General features: G+C 64.9%; 17 protein-coding genes. 13 read left to right on the top strand and 4 right to left on the bottom strand.

Translation table 11 applies throughout. The features are described from left to right. Positions 1-86 precede the first annotated feature (86 nt). Together JQ566_RS06080 and JQ566_RS06085 are read left to right on the top strand one after the other, a co-directional pair. The gene (locus tag JQ566_RS06080; protein WP_249139205.1) at positions 87-3,422 is read left to right on the top strand and encodes a DEAD/DEAH box helicase; all 3,336 of its coding nucleotides are present in this window, start codon (positions 87-89) and stop codon (positions 3,420-3,422) included. A 298-nt stretch (positions 3,423-3,720) separates the two neighbouring features. Then, positions 3,721-4,941, top strand: a complete 1,221-nt coding sequence (locus tag JQ566_RS06085) for an MFS transporter (protein ID WP_212370977.1) — start codon at positions 3,721-3,723, stop codon at positions 4,939-4,941. 95 nt (positions 4,942-5,036) lie between these two features. Here JQ566_RS06085 and JQ566_RS06090 read toward each other — a convergent pair whose 3' ends face one another. Then, positions 5,037-5,909: a bifunctional helix-turn-helix transcriptional regulator/GNAT family N-acetyltransferase gene (locus JQ566_RS06090; RefSeq protein WP_212370978.1), complete on the bottom strand. Its 873-nt coding sequence runs from the start codon at positions 5,907-5,909 to the stop codon at positions 5,037-5,039. A gap of 152 nt (positions 5,910-6,061) precedes the next feature. Between JQ566_RS06090 and JQ566_RS06095 the strand changes: the two genes are divergently transcribed. From JQ566_RS06095 to JQ566_RS06120, 6 genes are all read left to right on the top strand, one after another. Continuing rightward, positions 6,062-7,726: an acetolactate synthase large subunit gene (locus JQ566_RS06095; protein ID WP_212370979.1), complete on the top strand. Its 1,665-nt coding sequence runs from the start codon at positions 6,062-6,064 to the stop codon at positions 7,724-7,726. 256 nt (positions 7,727-7,982) lie between these two features. After that, a complete protein-coding gene (locus JQ566_RS06100) occupies positions 7,983-8,330 on the top strand; it encodes a Lin0512 family protein (protein ID WP_018646107.1) in 348 nt (115 codons plus the stop codon). Positions 8,331-8,334: 4 nt separating this feature from the next. Further along, on the top strand, positions 8,335-9,027 hold the full coding sequence (locus JQ566_RS06105) for a GNAT family N-acetyltransferase (RefSeq protein WP_212370980.1): 693 nt from the start codon (positions 8,335-8,337) through the stop codon (positions 9,025-9,027). Between the two features lie 69 nt (positions 9,028-9,096). Next, positions 9,097-10,281, top strand: coding sequence for a serine hydrolase domain-containing protein (locus tag JQ566_RS06110; protein ID WP_212370981.1), 1,185 nt, complete (start codon positions 9,097-9,099; stop codon positions 10,279-10,281). A gap of 95 nt (positions 10,282-10,376) precedes the next feature. Next, the gene (locus JQ566_RS06115; protein WP_212370983.1) at positions 10,377-10,586 is read left to right on the top strand and encodes a YgaP family membrane protein; all 210 of its coding nucleotides are present in this window, start codon (positions 10,377-10,379) and stop codon (positions 10,584-10,586) included. Then, positions 10,583-11,104 (top strand): RNA polymerase sigma factor, encoded by a 522-nt coding sequence (locus JQ566_RS06120; protein WP_212370985.1) that lies wholly within the window; start codon positions 10,583-10,585, stop codon positions 11,102-11,104. Before JQ566_RS06115 ends, JQ566_RS06120 begins: the two co-directional genes overlap by 4 nt. 42 nt (positions 11,105-11,146) lie before the next feature. Here the strand turns inward: JQ566_RS06120 and JQ566_RS06125 are convergent, their stop codons facing one another. Then, positions 11,147-12,487 carry an RtcB family protein gene (locus tag JQ566_RS06125; protein ID WP_212370987.1) on the bottom strand — a complete coding sequence of 447 codons (1,341 nt, stop codon included), beginning with the start codon at positions 12,485-12,487 and terminating at the stop codon, positions 11,147-11,149. Between the two features lie 541 nt (positions 12,488-13,028). On the opposite strand from JQ566_RS06125, the gene JQ566_RS06130 reads away from it, so the two are divergent. Both JQ566_RS06130 and JQ566_RS06135 read left to right on the top strand, forming a co-directional pair. Further along, a complete protein-coding gene (locus tag JQ566_RS06130; protein ID WP_212370989.1) occupies positions 13,029-13,694 on the top strand; it encodes a DUF429 domain-containing protein in 666 nt (221 codons plus the stop codon). A 262-nt stretch (positions 13,695-13,956) separates the two neighbouring features. Beyond that, positions 13,957-14,661 carry a glutathione S-transferase family protein gene (locus JQ566_RS06135; protein ID WP_212370991.1) on the top strand — a complete coding sequence of 235 codons (705 nt, stop codon included), beginning with the start codon at positions 13,957-13,959 and terminating at the stop codon, positions 14,659-14,661. 2 nt (positions 14,662-14,663) lie between these two features. Here the strand turns inward: JQ566_RS06135 and JQ566_RS06140 are convergent, their stop codons facing one another. Next, on the bottom strand, positions 14,664-15,035 hold the full coding sequence (locus JQ566_RS06140) for a tRNA-binding protein (protein ID WP_212370993.1): 372 nt from the start codon (positions 15,033-15,035) through the stop codon (positions 14,664-14,666). A 104-nt stretch (positions 15,036-15,139) separates the two neighbouring features. Between JQ566_RS06140 and JQ566_RS06145 the strand changes: the two genes are divergently transcribed. Then, positions 15,140-15,499, top strand: a complete 360-nt coding sequence (locus tag JQ566_RS06145; RefSeq protein WP_212370995.1) for an ArsC family reductase — start codon at positions 15,140-15,142, stop codon at positions 15,497-15,499. Positions 15,500-15,503: 4 nt separating this feature from the next. On the opposite strand, the gene JQ566_RS06150 is transcribed toward JQ566_RS06145, so the two are convergent. Beyond that, the gene (locus tag JQ566_RS06150) at positions 15,504-16,184 is read right to left on the bottom strand and encodes a PAS domain-containing protein (RefSeq protein WP_212370997.1); all 681 of its coding nucleotides are present in this window, start codon (positions 16,182-16,184) and stop codon (positions 15,504-15,506) included. 303 nt (positions 16,185-16,487) lie between these two features. Here JQ566_RS06150 and JQ566_RS06155 point away from each other — a divergent pair, with 303 nt between their 5' ends. Then, positions 16,488-17,243 carry an ABC transporter ATP-binding protein gene (locus JQ566_RS06155; protein WP_008551999.1) on the top strand — a complete coding sequence of 252 codons (756 nt, stop codon included), beginning with the start codon at positions 16,488-16,490 and terminating at the stop codon, positions 17,241-17,243. Further along, entirely contained in the window at positions 17,236-17,982 is a 747-nt protein-coding gene (locus tag JQ566_RS06160; protein WP_212370999.1) for an ABC transporter ATP-binding protein, read from the top strand. Before JQ566_RS06155 ends, JQ566_RS06160 begins: the two co-directional genes overlap by 8 nt. Positions 17,983-18,003: the final 21 nt, after the last annotated feature.

Here is an 18,003-nt window from a genome sequence, read left to right on the forward strand (position 1 = left end):
TCGCGGTGAGCGGCAAGTCCGAGAACGCAGGGCGGCGACTGTGGGGAACCGGCCGTTGCGGCTACAACGATCCGGGCCGAGCGGCTATGCTGGATGCTCAAAAGACCCCGGAATATCTGCACGTGCTCTCTGACGTTCTCAAGCGCAAGTCGATCTACAGTTACTTCAGCCGAACGGCGATGGAGAAGGCAGTCACCTATCAGGCTCAGGGCCGCGTCTCGAACCTGAAGGTCAGCGACGACCTGAAACACGTCAGCGCCGCGGTACGCGGCAGCGGCTCGAACGGGTATCGCGTCGATATCGCCTTGGTGTTCAGCGGTGACGCGCTCACGGATCTCGATGGCGATTGCACTTGTCCGATGACCTACAATTGCAAGCATGTCGCCGCAACCCTGCTCGAGGCGCTGAGCGGGAAGGAGTCCCCGGCGACGCACACGCACGCCGCCCCTAGCGGCCCGACAGCCCCTCCGGTCCTCTCTTCCGAACTCACCAGCTGGATCGACAGCGTCGGCCGCGCGGCGCGCGGTGACGGGGCTGGAGCGGATCAGAGCCAGTGCCTGCTCTATTGCTTCAAGCCATCCGACCACGCGATGCCGCGGCTGAACCTGTCCCTGCGGTCCGTCCGCGTGCTCAAGGGCGGCGGCTTCGCCGACAGTTATACCAGCCCCATCCTCCACGAGTTCAAGGCTGTGCGGGCGCCGAAGTACTTTCGCGACGTCGACATCGACATCGTGACTCAAGCGGCGGCCGGCACCCGCAATTATTTCGAGCAGGGACCTTATGCGGAGGAACTGCTGAAGCGTATGGTCGCCACCGGCCGGGCATTCTGGCTGGACCACAAGCGAACCCCGTTGAAATGGGCAGACGCGCGGGAGGGCCGGATCGAATGGCAGTCGGCGGGAAAGCTCGGTCTCACCCCTCATCTCGTTCTGGATGGAGCGGTCGCGCTCAATGCGGAGCCGCCGGTCTATATCGATGAGGCCGCCGGCCTGATCGGGGTGGCGCATTTGGGCCTGCCGCCCCGACTGGCCTTCCAATTTCTGTCGGCTCCGGCCATTCCGCGTGCGCAGGTGGAGGAAGTCTCGCGCCGCCTCAGCCAGAAGCTTCCCGAGCTTCATCATGGCCTCTTGCCGGCGCAGCCGACCGTTGCGGTGACGATCGAAGAGGACCCCCGGCCGGTGCTGCGGCTGCGGCGAGGTCACCTCGCCAGCTACTACTATCACGCGAGCGGCGGGGCCCAGGAGCGCGGGCAGGCGGCCGTCGCCAGCCTCGGATTCCACTATGGCGGATTCGATATCGATCCGACCCAGCGCGCGAGCCGGGTGGAGCTGTTTCAGGCGGGCAAGTTGTTTGCGATCACGCGGCGACAAGGCAAGGAAAAGCAGGCACGCAAGCGGCTGGCAGATGTCGGTCTTCGCGATGCGAGGGCAGTTCTGCCGACGCTCGATTTCCGTCATGCCGCGGACCTCACGCTGAGCGACCAGGCCGACTGGTTCGACTTTCTCGCGCAGCATGCCGGCCAGTTGCGGTCGGAAGGTTACGAGATCCTGGTCGACGACGATTTTCCGTACCGGCTCGCGGACTCCTCCGGCGACTTCGATGCCGTGCTGGAATCGAGCGGTATCGACTGGTTCGAGCTGGCGCTCGGCATCGACATCGATGGCGAGCGCCAAGACCTCGCCCCGCACATCGCCGCTCTGGTCTCGGCGCCCGACTTCACGCCAGACCGGTTGAGACAACTCGCAGACAAGGGCGAGCGGTTTTATCTGCCGCTGACTGACGGCCGCAAGCTGTCACTGGCTGCCGATCGCTTCCTTCCCTTGGTGCTGGCGCTGCATAGCCTGCACCTGAGCGGCAGTCTCGCAGGAGGTTCGAAGAAGATCAGGCTGTCGCAAATGGAGATCGTTCCCCTGCTGGGAGTGGAGAACGAGAGCTTCGTTTTTCGTGGGGCCGACAATCTTCGTCGCCTCGCCAACCTGCTTCAGCTGCGGGGACTGACCGCGCCCGACCTTCCGCCGACGTTCCGTGCGACGCTTCGACCCTATCAAGCCCAGGGCGTGGCCTGGCTCGACCTGCTCCGCGAGAGCGGATTGGGCGGAGTCCTGGCCGACGACATGGGTCTTGGCAAGACAATTCAGATCCTGGCGTTGATCGCGCTGGAAAAGCAGCGAGGGCGGCTCGCCAGTCCCGCGCTGGTCGTCGCGCCGACCAGCCTGATGACCAACTGGTCGGCCGAGGCCCAGAAATTTGCGCCGGATTTGAAGGTACTCGTGCTCCAGGGGCCCGACCGCAAGGAGAGGTTCGCGGCCATTGCCGAGCATGATCTCGTGCTGACGACATATCCTTTGATCTCGCGGGATCGGGAGGTGCTTCTGACGCGGGAATGGCACATCGCCGTGCTGGACGAAGCGCAGACCGTCAAGAATCCGGACGCCGCCACCACTCGCCGGTTGCGCGACGTCAAGGCGGCGCACCGCTTCTGCCTCACCGGCACGCCGATGGAAAATCATCTCGGCGAGCTGTGGTCGATCATGAGCTTCGCTAGTCCAGGCTATCTCGGGGACAAGGCGGCGTTCGCGCGCCAATGGCGCACGCCGATCGAGAAGCGCGGTGACAAGGTTCGTGCCGCAACGCTGGCGCAGCGGGTCAGACCCTTCCTGTTGCGTCGGACCAAGGCTGAAGTCGCCACGGAGCTGCCCGCCAAGAGCGAGATTTTGGAGACGATCGTGCTCGAAGGCCCGCAGCGCGACCTCTACGATTCGATCAGGCTGTCGATGTCGCGCAAGGTCCGCGAAGCCATTGCTGCCCGCGGTCTCGCCAAGAGCCACATCGTGGTTCTGGAAGCCCTGCTGAGAATGCGGCAGGCCTGTTGCGATCCGGCGCTGCTGAAGTTGCGGGACGGCGTCGAGCGGCCGTCGGCCAAGTTGGAACGTCTCCTCGAAATGGTCGAGGAACTCGTGAGCGAAGGGCGTAAGATCATTGTCTTTTCGCAGTTCACCTCCATGCTGGATCTGATCAGGAAGCGCTTCGAAGACGACGGCCTGCACTACAGCCTCCTCACAGGCGATACCAAGGACCGCAAGACGGCGATCGAAGCCTTTCAGAACGGAGCGGCGGAGGTGTTCCTGGTCAGTCTGAAGGCGGGTGGGGTGGGCCTCAATCTCACCGCCGCCGACACCGTGATCATCTTCGATCCCTGGTGGAATCCTGCCGTCGAGGAACAGGCCATCGATCGTGCCTACCGGATCGGGCAAGACAAGGCGGTGTTCGTCTACAGACTTGTCGCCACCGGCACGATCGAGGAGAAGATGGACGAGCTCAAGGCCCGCAAGCGGGCTCTGGCCGACAGCCTGTTCGAACGCGATGGACGGATCGCCTCGGCGCTCACCGAGGACGACGTCAAGGCCTTGTTCGAGGCTTGACCGAGCGCGGCGCCGCGGTGAGCGCGGGCCGGCGTTGGCCTCTGGGGCCTGATGCTCTCGAATAGGGGATCATGCCATAGTGCCGGTGTTTTGCCCGACAGGTCAAATCGCGCCCTGACACTGCAAATGACCGTCCTCGTAAGTCATTGATCCCGCTGGTGCCGGCTACTGTGCATGGGGTTGTTTTTTCATTTCTTGCTTCAGCTCACAAAAGCGTGCGGCAAAAATGACGTCCCTCTTGTCGGCCGGCGCAGTTCCCATTCGTCCTCCATTCAGACAGACCTGACGGGAGACCGAGATGACTTCCTCCAATTATCGCTGGGTGATCGTCGCCGCCGGCGGCTTGCTTGGCTGCGTCGCGATCGGTGGCATGTTTTCGCTGCCGGTGTTCCTGCAGCCGATCGCAAAGGACACCGGGTGGTCGGTGACCGGCATCTCCAGCGCGATGACGATCGGCTTTCTGGCGATGGCCTTCACCAGCATGGCCTGGGGCACGGCGACGGACAGGTTCGGGCCGCTGCCGGTGGTGCTGACGGGATCGACCGTGCTTGCGCTCAGCCTGCTCGCGGCGAGCCACGCCACCTCGCTGATCGTGTTCCAGGTCGTGTTCGGCCTCCTGGTCGGCGCGGCCTGTGCGGCGATCTTCGCGCCGATGATGGCGACCGTCACCGGCTGGTTCGACACGAATCGCGGCCTTGCGGTGTCGCTGGTCTCGGCCGGCATGGGCATGGCGCCGATGACGATGTCGCCGCTGGCGGCCTGGCTCGTCTCCGGCCACGACTGGCGCACCTCGATGCAGATCATCGCGCTCGTGGTCGGCGCCATCATGATCCCGGTCTCCTTCCTGGTGCGCCGTCCGCCGGCACTCGTGCAGGCAGCGGCCGCACCGGCGGGCGAGGGCGCTGGGCAGAGCGAGATGTCGATGGGTGAGGCGCTGCGCTCGCCGCAATTCCTCATTTTGCTTGCCACCAACTTCTTCTGCTGCGCGACGCATTCCGGCCCGATCATCCACACCGTCAGCTATGCGGTGAGCTGCGGCATCCCGCTGGTCGCGGCGGTGACGATCTACAGCATCGAGGGGTTTGCCGGCCTCGGCGGGCGCATCGCCTTCGGCCTGATGGGCGACCGCTTCGGCGCCAAGCGCGTGCTGGTCTCGGGCCTCCTGCTGCAGGCGTTCGGCGCGCTCGCCTATGTCTTCGCGCACCAGCTCACGACGTTCTATGCGGTCGGCGCGATCTTCGGCTTCATCTATGCCGGCACCATGCCGCTCTACGCCGTGCTCATCCGCGAGAACTTTCCGCTCAAGATGATGGGCACGGTGATCGGCGGCACGGCGATGGCCGGCAGCCTCGGCATGGCGACCGGCCCGCTCGCCGGCGGCCTGATCTACGACGCCTTCTCCAGCTACGCCTGGCTCTACATCGCCTCCTGGGCGATGGGCCTGGGTGCCTTCCTGATGGCGATGACGTTCCGCCCCTTCGCAAAGCCGCAAGGCGAGGTGGCGCCGGCGGCGGCGTGAAATCACCTCGTAGCCCGCATGAGCGTAGCGACATGCGGGATCGCGCGACGCCCGGGTGTCGCTTCGCACACCCGGGCTACGTCATCGGCCCCGCATCAGAGGCGCTTCTCGAAGAAGAGGTCCGGATAGGGATCATCGTTGAAGCGCGGGATCTCGCGCCAGCCCGTGCTGCGATAGAGCTGACCGGCTTCGGGCAGCGCGCTGTTGGTGTCGAGCCGCAACAGCGTGATGCCGAGCTCGCGCGCAGCGCTCTCGGCCGCATCCATCAGCCGCCGGCCGAGCCGCAACCCGCGTGCAGCGGGCGCGACCCACAGCCGCTTGATCTCGGCGTAGCCGTGATCGGTACCCTTCAAGCCGACGCAGCCGATCGGCAGCGTGTCCGACATCGCAACGAGGAATGCGCCGCGCGGGCGGCGCATGTCCTTGGCGTCGGGGTCGCGTGACAGCGAGACGTCAAAGCCTTGGCTGAAGCGGCGGCCGAGCTCGGCATAGTACTCGCCGAGGCAGTAGCGGGCTTCCTCGCCGCGCGGATCCATCTCGTCCAGCGAGATGCGCTCGCGCGTCAGTGCGGAGGCGATCAGGTCCATCGCCGCCAGCAGCGCCTCGCGTTGCGAAGGTTGAGCGAGGAGGCCTTCGGCCTGTGCGTTCGACAGCGCCTCGTAGGCCGCGAATTCGCGACGGCCCGCCCGCGTGAGCTTTGCCATGCGCCGGCGCGCATCGTCCTCGCGCGCGGCGGTCTCGATCAGCCCTTCGTCCTCGAGGCTGCGAAGCAGCCGGCTCATCAACCCGGAATCGAGACCGAGATAGTCGCGGATCTCCGCCACGTCCGAGCGCCCGTGTCCGATCGCATTGAGCACGCGCGCCGCCCCGAGCGGCCGGCCGCGCCCGAGGAACGAGCCGTCGAGTGCTCCGACAGCGGAAGTGACGGCGCGGTTGAAGCGGCGGACGCGGGCAACGGGGTCGAGCATGATGTCTGACTTTAGTCAGGTATCGCGGCTTGTCAATCGAGCGAGAGCTGATCGAGTTGCAGTTGCGCGCTTCATTGTGAGTTGTTCCCATGCCGCGAGCCGCTACCATGCGCTCACTCGGGGAGTTCGGGTCTACAGCAAGCGGAGGCGACATGAGCGGCCAGCAACGCAAAGCGAAGGGATCGGATCTGTTCGTCGCGGCACTGGAGAATGAAGGTGTCGACCGCATCTTCGGCATTCCCGGCGAAGAGAATCTCGATCTGGTCGAATCGCTGCGCGCCTCCAGGATCGAGCTGGTCCTGACCCGGCACGAGCAGGCCGCCGCCTTCATGGCCGCCACACATGGACGGCTGACGGGCAAGCCCGGGGTTTGCCTGTCGACGCTCGGCCCCGGTGCTCTCAACCTGTCGACCGGCGCCGCCTATGCGCATCTCGGTGCGATGCCGATGATTCTGATCACCGGCCAGAAGCCGATCATGAGCAGCCGGCAGGCCCGCTTTCAGATCGTGGACGTGGTCGCAACCATGAAGCCGCTGACGAAGCTGTCGCGGCAGATCGTCAGCGCCTCCAGCATCCCGACCGTGGTGCGCGATGCGTTCCGCGCGGCGATGGAGGAGCGTCCCGGGCCGGTGCATCTCGAACTGCCCGAGGACATCGCGGGTGACGAGGTGCCCGATGTCCCGGTGATCCCCGTCCATCCGATCGAAATCCCGGTTGCCCATCGCGCCGCGCTCGACCGCGCCGCCGAGATGATCGTGGCCGCAAGGCGCCCGCTGGTGATGATGGGGGCCGCGACCAGCCGGCCGCGGTCGACGCATGGCATCGCAAGCTTCGTGCGGCGGACCGGCATTCCGTTCTTCACCACGCAGATGGGCAAGGGGACCGTGCCCGGCGGCACCAATCTCTACATGGGCACTGCGGCGCTGTCGGAGCGCGACTACGTCCACGACGCGATCGACGCTGCCGACCTGATCGTCGCCATCGGCCACGATCCCGTCGAGAAGCCCCCCTTCATCATGGGCCCCTCGGGCCCGAAGGTCATTCACGTCAGCTACACGCCGGCGAGCGTCGAGCAGGTCTATTTCCCCGATGCCGAGGTCGTCGGGGACGTCGGCCCGAGCCTGGAGCTGCTGGCGGATCGGCTCGAAGGCAAGCTGCCGCAGGCCGCGGCGCTGCTCCCGCTCCGCGAGGAGATCCTGAAGCACATCGCCGATCGAGCCACCGAAGCGCGCTGGCCGCCGACGCCGCAGCGCATCGTGCACGACATCCGCCAGGTGATCCCGGAGAACGGCATCGTCGCGCTCGACAACGGCATGTACAAGATCTGGTTCGCGCGCAACTACCGCACCCGCGTCGCCAACACGCTCCTGCTCGACAACGCGCTGGCGACCATGGGCGCCGGCCTGCCGTCGGCGATGATGGCGGCCATGCTCTATCCCGACCGCCGCGTGCTTGCGGTTGCCGGCGACGGCGGCTTCATGATGAACAGCCAGGAGATGGAGACGGCGGTCCGCCTCAAGCTCAATCTGGTCGTGCTGGTGCTGGAGGACAACGCCTACGGCATGATCCGCTGGAAGCAGGCCGTCGATCACTTCGCTGACTACGGCATGACGTTTGGCAATCCGGATTTCGCGCTGTACGCCAAATCGTACGGGGCCAAGGGGCACCGTATCGCGAGCATCGACAGCTTTGGCCCGACGCTCGAGGCGGCTTTCAAGGAGGGCGGCGTGCACCTGGTCTCGATCCCGATCGACTATTCCGAGAATGTGCGGGTGCTGGTCGACGAGCTGCGCGCGCACGAGAAATCGAAGGCGTGAAAGCTATGATCTCGTGCCCCGGACGCAGTGCAGCGCCTCTTGGCGGTGCGCTGCAGAGCCGGGGCCCATGTATCAGCGAACGCCGTGGCTTCCTGGGTCCCGGCTCTGCGCAGCAACGCCACAAGCGCGTTTACGCGCGTCTTCGACACGCTATGGCGTTGCTGCGCGTCCGGGACACGGGAGGAACAACCACGCTTGTTTCGAACGTCACAATGCCCGACACTCCCAATCACTCAACCAACCACAGGACTATGAAATGACTCGCGTTCGTTGTGTCACCGAGATGGGCATGGGCGTCGACGTCCACGGCAGGGATGCCACCAAGGCGGCGAAGCGCGCGGTGTCGGATGCGATCAGGCATTCGAGCCTCGGCTTCTTCCGGATGATCGGCAAGACCGCGAACGACATGTTCGTCGATGTCACGATCGGAGTGCCCAACCCCGAGGCGGTGGACAAGGAAGCCGTCGCCAAGGAGCTGCCTTACGGCACCGTGACCGTCACCGCGGTCAAGGGCGGGCTCGAGATCCCCTCGGCCACGGAAGTCGCCAACGATCCCATCCTCATTGCCAATGCTGCCGTCATCGTCAGCTTCGACAAGGACTAGGCCGGTGTCCGACAGCGATGAGGCGCTGCTGGATCGCCCGATCTGGAGCGCGTTGACGACGAGCCAGAGGCACCTGGCGGAGGGTGGCACGCAAGCGCTGCGCTATCCCGTGGATATGACGCCCTTCGGCGACATGGTCGACATGTCCGCCGCAAGCTTTGCCGCGCTCGGCGATTTGCTGTCCGGCACTCAGGTCGCCGCGCTGTTCACGCCAGAGCCGGTCGAAGTCCCCAGCGGCTTCAAGGTGGTGCTCGCCGAGACCGGTGAGCAGATGATCGGCTCGCCCGCCGACAGCCCGCTTCGCGAGGCCGAGATCGTCACATTGGGGGCTGCCGACGTTCCCGCCATGATGGCGCTGACGGAGCTGACCAAGCCCGGTCCATTCGCGCTGCGTACCCATGAGCTCGGCACTTTCCTCGGCATCCGAGCCGGCGGCGCATTGGTCGCGATGACGGGGGAGCGGATGAAGCCGGGAAGGTTCGTCGAGATGACGGCCGTCTGCGTGCATCCGGACTATCGCGGGCGCGGCTATGCACAGGCGCTACTCGCGGCGGTCGCGCGTCGGATCGAAGCGCGCGGCGAAATTCCGTTCCTGCACGTGTTTTCGAACAATACGTCCGCGATTGCGCTGTACCAGCGGCAGGGAATGAAAATCCGTCGCCGCCTGTACGTCACCGCGCTCATGAAACAGGGATGAGCCGCGCGGTAGGCTTCATATCCCAGGAAATCGCGCTATATCGATCCCAACCAGAATTGGGGGAGACACATGGACGCCAGAACGACAGATTTTTCCGCCGCGCGGACGGCGATGCAGCGCTACGTCGATCAGGAGATCATTCCCGGTGCGTCCTGGGCGGTGCTGCGGGGGCGCGAGGTGGTCGACCAGCAATGCGTCGGCTTTGCCGACCGCGAGGCGAACACGACGCTGCGGCCCGATCACATCTTCCGCGCGTTTTCCAACACCAAGATCTTCGTCACCTGCGCGATCATGCTGCTGGTCGAGGAAGGCCGGATCGGGCTCGATGATGCGATCGAGAAATTCCTGCCGCAGCTCGGCCATCGCAAGGTGCTGAAGCAGGGGGCGACGAGCTTGGCGGATGTTGAGCCGGCAAGAGGGCAGATCGCGATCCGGCAGCTTCTGACCCACACATCCGGTCTCAGCTACGGCATCTTCGATCCCGGCACGGTGTTGTTCAAGGGATACAACGAGGCGCGTATCCTCAATCCGATGACGCCGCTCGCCGACATGATCGACCGGCTAGCCGAGCTGCCGCTGTCCTATCACCCTGGTAGGGGCTGGGAATATTCGGTGGCGACCGACGTGCTCGGGCGGATCGTCGAGGTTGTCTCCGGGCAGGCGCTCGATGCCTTCCTGAAATTGCGCATCTTCGATCCGCTCGGCATGACCGATACCGGCTTCCACGTTCCGGAGGCGCAGCAAGGCAGGCTGGTTGCGCTCTACAATGGCCCTGATGTGCTCGATCCCATGAAGCCTGGCCTCACCCGGGCCGACCATCTGCCTTATCCGCAAGCCTATTGGCGGCAATTGCCGCGCCTGTCGGGCGGTGGCGGTCTGGTCTCGACCTTACCCGATATGCTGGCGCTGGTCCGCGCGCTGCTGCCGGGCTCGGACACGCTGCTGAAGCCGGAGACGCTCCGGCAGATGATGACGAACCAGCTCCCCGCAGGCCAGACCATCCGCTTCGCCAATCTCGGGCCGATCCCCGGCAAGGGTTTTGGTCTCGGCGGCGCCGTGACCTTCGCGCCGACGCCGTTCGATCCGCCGAACTCCACCGGCGAATTCCAGTGGGGCGGGCTTGCCGGCACTCACTGGTGGATCTGCCCTGAGGCCAATACCGCAGGCGTCCTGATGGCCCAGCGCTACATGGGCTTCTGGAATCCGTTCTTCTTCGAGTTCAAGCGCCTGGCCTACCAGGCCGTCGGAGGCTGACCGCCAAGAAATTGCACGCGCCCGCGAATCCTTTTCGGCCGGCGCGCCCTCTTGATGGTCGAGGCATTCAGCCTCGGCTCATCTCGGAGGATGCGATGGCATTTTACAGGAAGAACATCGGCGGCCTGCACCAGGCGGTGCGAATCGCCCTGGGCGTGGCAGTGGCGGGCGCGGCATTGGTTTATCTGGCCGGCGCGACGGCATGGCTGGTCGCGCTCGGCGGCGCCGGCTTCGCACTGACGGGGCTCGTGGGCTATTGCCCGATGTGCGCGATGGCCGGGATCGGGCGAGGGGACGTGTCGTGAGCGCGGCTGCGATTTCGCCGAGCCTGTTCGAGGCCGCGCGGCTTGGCGATCCCCAAGCGATCGCGCGCCTGCTCGAGACGGCGCAGCCGGATATTCGCCGTTACGCGCGCGCGACCTGCCGCAGCTCGGCGGATGCCGAGGATGCGACGCAGGAAGCGCTGTGGATCCTGTTCCGCCATGTCGGCACGATCCGTTCGCTGCTGGCATTTTCGGCCTGGCTGTTCAGCGTGGTCCGCCGCGAATGCCTGCGGCTCGCGCGCCGGGCCGGCCTTGTGCCGGCTGTCGATGAGGGCGAGGCGGAAGCCGCACTGCTGTCGCGGCCCGAAGCCGATCTGCGGCTCGACGTGGCCGCGGCGTTCGAGGCGCTGCCGCCGCACTATCGGGATGTTGCGCTGATGCGCGACGTCAAGGAGATGACGATCGATGAGATTGCTGCCGCGCTCGGCGCGACCAGGCAGACAGTGAAGGCGCGGCTGCATCGCGCCCGCGCCTTGATGCGCGAATATCTGACGAGATGAGGGAAGCAGGCGAGAGGCTTGGCCTCCCGCCTGCAATTCGCGTCAGTCCTTCCACGGATCGAACTCGCCTTCGCCGGCCATGGCGACGGCGAACGGCCGCAGCGTGTGCAGCACCCGCACGGTGCCGGCGTGCTGGGCAAGCACGTCCGGCAGGCGGCGATAGGCCATCGGGCTCTCGTCGAGGTCGGCACCGATCAAGGTGACGCCGCGCTCGTTCAGCCAGCGGTCCATCTCCGCGCGCGAGAAGCGCCGCTTCGCCTCCCGTCGTCCGAACAGGCGGCCGGCGCCGTGCACGGTCGAGTAGAGCGAGGCCTTGGCTTCCGGACTGTCGACGCCCTCGAGAATGACGGCGTCGTCGCCCATCGAGCCGCCGACGAATCCCTTCTGGCCGGGAAACGCCGGTGTTGCGCCCTTGCGCACCACCCACAAGTCCTTGCCGTCGTGGGTCTCACGCCAGGCATAGTTGTGGTGGTTGTGCACGGTCTCGGTCACGCTGCCGCCGATGATCTGGCGGACGCGCTCGACGACCCACTCGCGGCCCGCATAGGCATAACGCCCGGCGAGCTGCATCGCCGCGATGTAGCGGCGGCCGAGCTCGGAATCCTCGTCGACCACGGCGGGCGGGACGTTCATGCCGTCCTTGCCGCCGGCGGCCTTGAGGTAGCGCGTCGCGGAGGTGTGCCCGAGACCCCGGCTTCCGAAATGGACGCCGATCCAGACAAAGCCTTCCTCGTCGCGCATGAGGTCGACATAGTGGTTGCCCGATCCGACCGTGCCGAGCTGCTTCATCGCCTTCTGACGGTAGTCCTCCATGTCGCTTTCGCGCCAGGCGTCGCCGTCGTCGAACAGTTCGTGCTCGGCCCGTTCCGCGTTGGCGCGGCCGACGCCGAACGAGATCACCTTGGCGACGTCGCGGATGATCGTGGGAGCGATCTCGGCAATGTCGTCGAAGCGGGTGTCGAGCTTTGCCGCCATGTTGCCGCAGCCGATGTCGAAGCCGACGCCGGAGATGCTGATCTGCTTCTCATAGGCGATGACCCCGCCGACCGGCTGGGCGTAACCGAGATGGCCGTCGGCGCAGATCACGCCTGATACGACGTTGCCGACCGCCATGCAGTTGCGCATCTGCGCGATCGTCGCGTCCTCGTGCGGGCCGAAGATCTTCAGCGGCGCATTCTGGAAGCGGGCGTCCTGCGTCCGGAACTCGGCGATCGAGCTCGCGGTCGCATTGGCTTCGCGGGCAAGATGCTCCTTGCGCGCGGCGTCCTTGTACAGGCACCAGGCCGGTTGGCCGCGTCCTTCGCCGACGCGCGAGTCGGGATCGACACCGGCGGCGAGGCAGAGCTCGCGGGCGCGTTCCATGTAGGGATCGGGTCGTCGCATGGTCTTGCTTCCTGCGTCACGTCCCGCGCGCATCATAGAACGTGCGCGCGGATTATTTCAGAGATTTCGCTGGTCCCGGGAGGGGTGTCCGGGGGCCGTTGTCGTTGCACATCAGTTCCACGCCGTATCCGACACCGCGATCCACGCGACCACGGCCTCAGCCGGCAGGCCCCGCGCATTTGGGCACGCGCCTCTCGATCGCGAGCCCCGGGATCCGGGTCTCCCGTTCCGGCCATCGCCGGGTTGTTCGATTGGGCCGCGCGGCGGGCAACAAAAAACCCTCCGGAGCGGCTGGCTCGGGAGGGTCCGTGAGAAGCGGACTGTCGATCTTGCGGTCAGGCAAGATCGCTCCCATGAGCCGGGCATGCGACATCGATTGGCCGTAGGCCGTTCGACAGTCGCGCAAATATTTCGTAGCGGTGCTTCATCGCTGGGTTCATGGTTTTCGCGAACGGAGGTGCTCGCGAGGCGGCGGGACGTACGCCTGCAACTTGCGGATGTCAAGCGAGGCGCGTGTGAAAATCGCAAAGGGGCGAATGACGTGCCAAACTATCTCGGCCTCGACGGATTTCGCTTCGGCTGGGTCGCAGCCTGGATCGACGACCGCGGCGATCACGGCTTCGATTATTCACCGGGCTTGATGCGCCTGCTCGCGATCCCCCACGCACGCGCGATGATCGACATGCCGATCGGATTGAAGGCGAGCGGCTATCGCGCGTGCGATCTGCGTGCGCGCGAACTCGTCGGCCCGGCCGTGTTTCTCGGCGCGCGCCGCGACCTCTGGACGTTTTCCGACATGGCCGCCGCCAATCGCCATTACTGGAAGCACGAGGGCAAGGGCAGGGGCGTATCCGCCCAGCTCTGGAACATCAGGGATAAGATCCGGGACGTCGATGCGATCATGACGCCGGCGCGGCAAACGATTGTCGGCGAAGCGCATCCGGAGTTGATCTTCTGGAATCTGGCAGGGAGAGCGCGTCTCGCGAGGAAGACATCGGCGCAGGGCCGCGAGCAGCGTATCGCGCTGCTGGCGCAGCGCGGCTTCACGCGCCTGCAGAAATGGCTGACGCAACGCCACGGCACGGGCATCGGCCGCGACGATCTCATCGATGCCTGCGCCTGCGCGGTCGCGGCACGTGACAGCACGCAGCGCGTCGGTGGCGAGGAGGTCGATCCGCGCGGCTTGCGGATGGAGATCAATTACTGAAACCGATCAACCCTCTCGATCGCCTTCACCTCCGAAATGCGCGCGACCGTTACGGCTCGGTTTTGCAGTCTCCTGCTGATCACAGGTCGATGGTTCATCGAGTATCGTCTGCAACATGAGACCAGGACGCCGATCGTGGCCGCCGCGATGTTGCAGCCATAGCCAGCCGTTTTGCGCGACATTCCGGGATGAGTGTTGACCTTGCGCCGTTCGCCGGTTCGCCTAGATTGGGCGGCATCTCGCGAATGCAGCTGGAGTGCCGATGTCTGATCTGTCCGCCTTTCCCATCACCAGGCGTTGGCCGGCAAAACATCCCGAACTGCTTCAGCTTTATTCGTTGCCCACGCCAAACGGCGTCAAGGTCTCGATCATGCTGGAAGAGATCGGATTGCCTTACGAAGTCCACCTCGTCGACTTCGGCAAAGACGACCAGAAGACGCGGGAATTTCTCTCGCTCAATCCGAACGGCAAGATCCCGGCGATCCTCGATCCCAACGGCCCCGGCGGCAGGCCGCTGCCGCTGTTCGAGTCCGGGGCGATCCTGCAATATCTCGCGGAGAAGACCGGCAAGCTGCTGCCGCAGGATGCCGCGCGGCGCTACCAGGCCATGCAGTGGCTGCATTTCCAGATGGGGGGCATCGGGCCGATGTTCGGCCAGGTCGGCTTCTTCCACAAGTTCGCCGGCAAGGATTTTGAGGACAAGCGGCCGCTGGAGCGTTACGTCAATGAGTCCAAGCGCCTGCTCGGCGTGATGGAGGCGCATCTATCCAGCCGGCAATGGTTGATGGATGACGACTACAGCATCGCCGACATCTCGATGCTGGGCTGGGTGCGCAATCTCATCGGCTTCTATGGCGCGGGCGATCTCGTTGAGTTCAGCCGGTTCAAGGCGGTCGGCGGCTGGCTCGAACGCGGGCTGGCGCGTCCGGCGGTGCAACGCGGGCTGAACATTCCGATGCGGCCGTGATCCTAGAACAGCCGTCCGCCGTTCGGCACGGGCTTGCTCGGCTGCACCAACACGACCTTGCCGTTCGCATCGGGGAAGCCGAGCGTCAGCACCTCGGAGACGACTGGGCCGATCTGGCGCGGCGGGAAATTGACGACGGCCGCGACCTGTTGCCCCACGAGGGTTTCGAGCGGGTGGTTTTCAGTGATCTGGGCCGAGCTCTTGCGCACGCCGATGGCCGGACCGAAATCGATCCACAGCCGCCAGGCCGGCTTGCGCGCCTCCGGAAACGGCTTGGCGTCGACGATGGTGCCGACACGGACATCGACCGCCAGGAAGCTGTTGAAGTCGATGGTCGGTGAGGCGGATGCTGCGGGATCGTGGCTGACGTGCATGGGATGTCCGTTCGGGGAGTCGGCGTCGTCCGCAATATTGTCGCGCGAACCGGAGTTTCGTACAACGCCACGCACATCACGATACGCCATGCGCGAGGAACGTCTTGCCCAACATCATCTACGGCATCAAGAACTGCGACACCATGAAGAAGGCCCGCGCCTGGCTCGATGCCCATGGCGTGGCTTACGAGTTTCACGACTACAAGGCGGCGGGTGCGGAGAAGGACCGGCTCCAGCAGTGGAGCGACAAGGTCGGCTGGGAGACGCTGCTCAATCGCGCCGGCACGACCTTCAAGAAGCTGCCCGACTCCGACAAGGAGGGCCTCACCGAGAAGAAGGCGTTGGCATTGATGCTAGCGCAACCATCGATGATCAAGCGGCCGGTGCTGGAAATCGGCAGCAAGCTGCTGGTCGGCTTCAAGCCGGATATTTATGCCAAAGAGGTTGGCGGCAAAGCGCGCTGACCCGCTAGTTCAGCTCGATGATCTCGGTGGCGATGCCGGGACCCGGCTGGTCGGAGAGCTCGACCTCCTCGGCGGGCGCGATGCGGCCGGGGGCGCGATGAAACAGCTCGCGATCGATCACCGCGCGCATCTTTGGACGCGGCAGCGCGTCATTTCCGCGCATCAGATTCTTGATCTCGAAGCCGCCGTCCTCGCAGAACGTCTTGACCGAGGCGATGACGTGACAGACCTTGCCGTCGGTCTGGAAGGGCAGCAGCAGCCGTTCATAGGCGACGATGCGTCCGTAGATGTCCTCGACGTCGGCCACGCTGTAGACGGGCAGCCCGCGCGCCACGCATTCATGATAGATCGGCATCACGAATGGAGCGAGCCGCGGTCCGACATAGTCATCGAGCGGAACGCCCTTGCCGGTATGTCCATAGGCATGCGAGATTCGCGTGCCCTCGCTCTGGATGACGAGGCGCGGCGTCGGCGTCGAAAACTCCACCGTATAGTAGATGAGATCCGACAGCTCTTCCTCGAGCCGCGCAGGCTGATACTCCCAGATCGCCGGCGCGATCTGCCGGTGCGCATAAAGTCGCAGCCACGTGTTCAGGAGATCGCGTTGCCGGATCGACTTGACGACGGAGGGAGCGGCGCTCGCAAAATCCAAAGCAATATTCTCCGCACGTGAAGACGCGCGCATGATCCCGCTTGCGGGAAAATTTTCTATGAAGGCTGGCGCGCGGGACGAAAGACCGTTAACGACGACTTGATGGCCGGTGCCTTGCGAACCGGGAGGCCGGGCAGGCACGACATCGAATCCGACTAAGGGAGCATTCGTATCCCAGCCGGAGGCCTGATCTGCTCAGCTTTCCGCCTTGCCTAACCCCCGTCACCTCCGGCATATTCCGCGCCCGGAGGCGGCGTTCCGGATGGGCTCCAAGGCCTCCGGAATGCCGAAGCAACAAGGAAGCCACGCAGCGAGCGCGGGCAGGGGGAAATCTGTTTGGCCGATGAGTTCATTCTCGAAACGGAAGGCTTGACCAAGGAGTTCGCGGGCTTCTTCGCCGTCCGCGATGTTGCGCTCAAGGTTCGCCGTGGGAGCATTCATGCGTTGATCGGCCCGAACGGGGCCGGCAAGACGACCTGCTTCAATCTTCTGACCAAGTTCCTCAAACCGTCTGCCGGAAAGATCCTGTACAAGGGGCAGGACATCACGGCGATGGCGCCGGCGGATGTGGCCCGCATGGGTCTCGTGCGTTCGTTCCAGATCTCGGCGGTGTTTCCGCATCTCACCGCGCTGGAGAACGTCCGTGTCGCGCTTCAGCGCCAGCATGGCTCTTCGTTCGACTTCTGGCGCTCCAAATCCGTGCTCAACCGCTTCAACGATCGTGCGCGCGAGCTGCTGAACGATGTCGGCCTCAGCGAGTTTGCCAATACGCCCGCGGTCGAGATGCCCTACGGTCGCAAGCGTGCACTCGAGATCGCAACCACGCTCGCGCTCGACCCCGAGATGATGCTGCTCGACGAGCCGATGGCCGGCATGGGTCACGAGGACATCGACAAGATCGCAGCGCTGATCAAGCGCATCTCCGCGAAATATACCATCCTGATGGTCGAGCATAATTTGAGCGTCGTGGCCAACCTCTCCGACATCATCACCGTGCTGACGCGCGGGCAGGTGCTCGCGCAGGGCCATTACTCCGAGCTCACCAAGGACGAGCGCGTCAAGGAAGCCTATCTGGGAGCCGGTCATGCCTGACACTGCGATTGCCGAGGCTCCGGCCAGGGCTGCGACCGGCGGCAACATCCTTCAAGTCCGCAACCTCGAGGCCTGGTACGGCGAGTCCCACATCCTGCACGGGATCAACTTCGACGTGAATGCGGGCGAGGTCGTCACCCTGCTCGGGCGTAACGGCGCCGGCAAGACCACCACGCTGAAGTCGATCATGGGCATCATCGGCAAGCGTGCCGGCTCGGTGAAGTTCAACGACCAGGAGATCATCCGCGCGACCTCCGACAAGATCGCGCGCATGGGCATCGCGTTCTGCCCGGAAGAGCGGGGTATATTCTCCAGCCTCGATGTCCGCGAGAATCTGATGCTGCCGCCGGTGGTCCGCGAGGGCGGTTTGCCGCTCGATCAGATCTTCGATCTGTTCCCGAACCTGAAGGAGCGGCTGAACAGCCAGGGCACCAAGCTGTCGGGCGGCGAGCAGCAGATGCTCGCGATCGCGCGCATCCTGCGCACCGGCGCGAGCTTCCTGATGCTGGACGAGCCGACCGAGGGCCTTGCGCCGGTCATCATCCAGCAGATCGGTCATACCATTGCGCGGCTCAAGAAGGAGGGCTTTACGATCCTCCTGGTCGAGCAGAACTTCCGCTTCGCCTCCACCGTCGCCGACCGCTATTATGTGGTCGAGCACGGCAAGATCATTGACGGATTTTCCAATTCGGAGCTCGCCGCCAACATGGACAAGCTCCACACCTATCTCGGTGTCTGAGCGGCGCAGGCCGCCCGGTCG

Source organism: Bradyrhizobium sp. SZCCT0231, assembly GCF_018130245.1.
Classification (GTDB): domain Bacteria; phylum Pseudomonadota; class Alphaproteobacteria; order Rhizobiales; family Xanthobacteraceae; genus Bradyrhizobium; species Bradyrhizobium japonicum_F.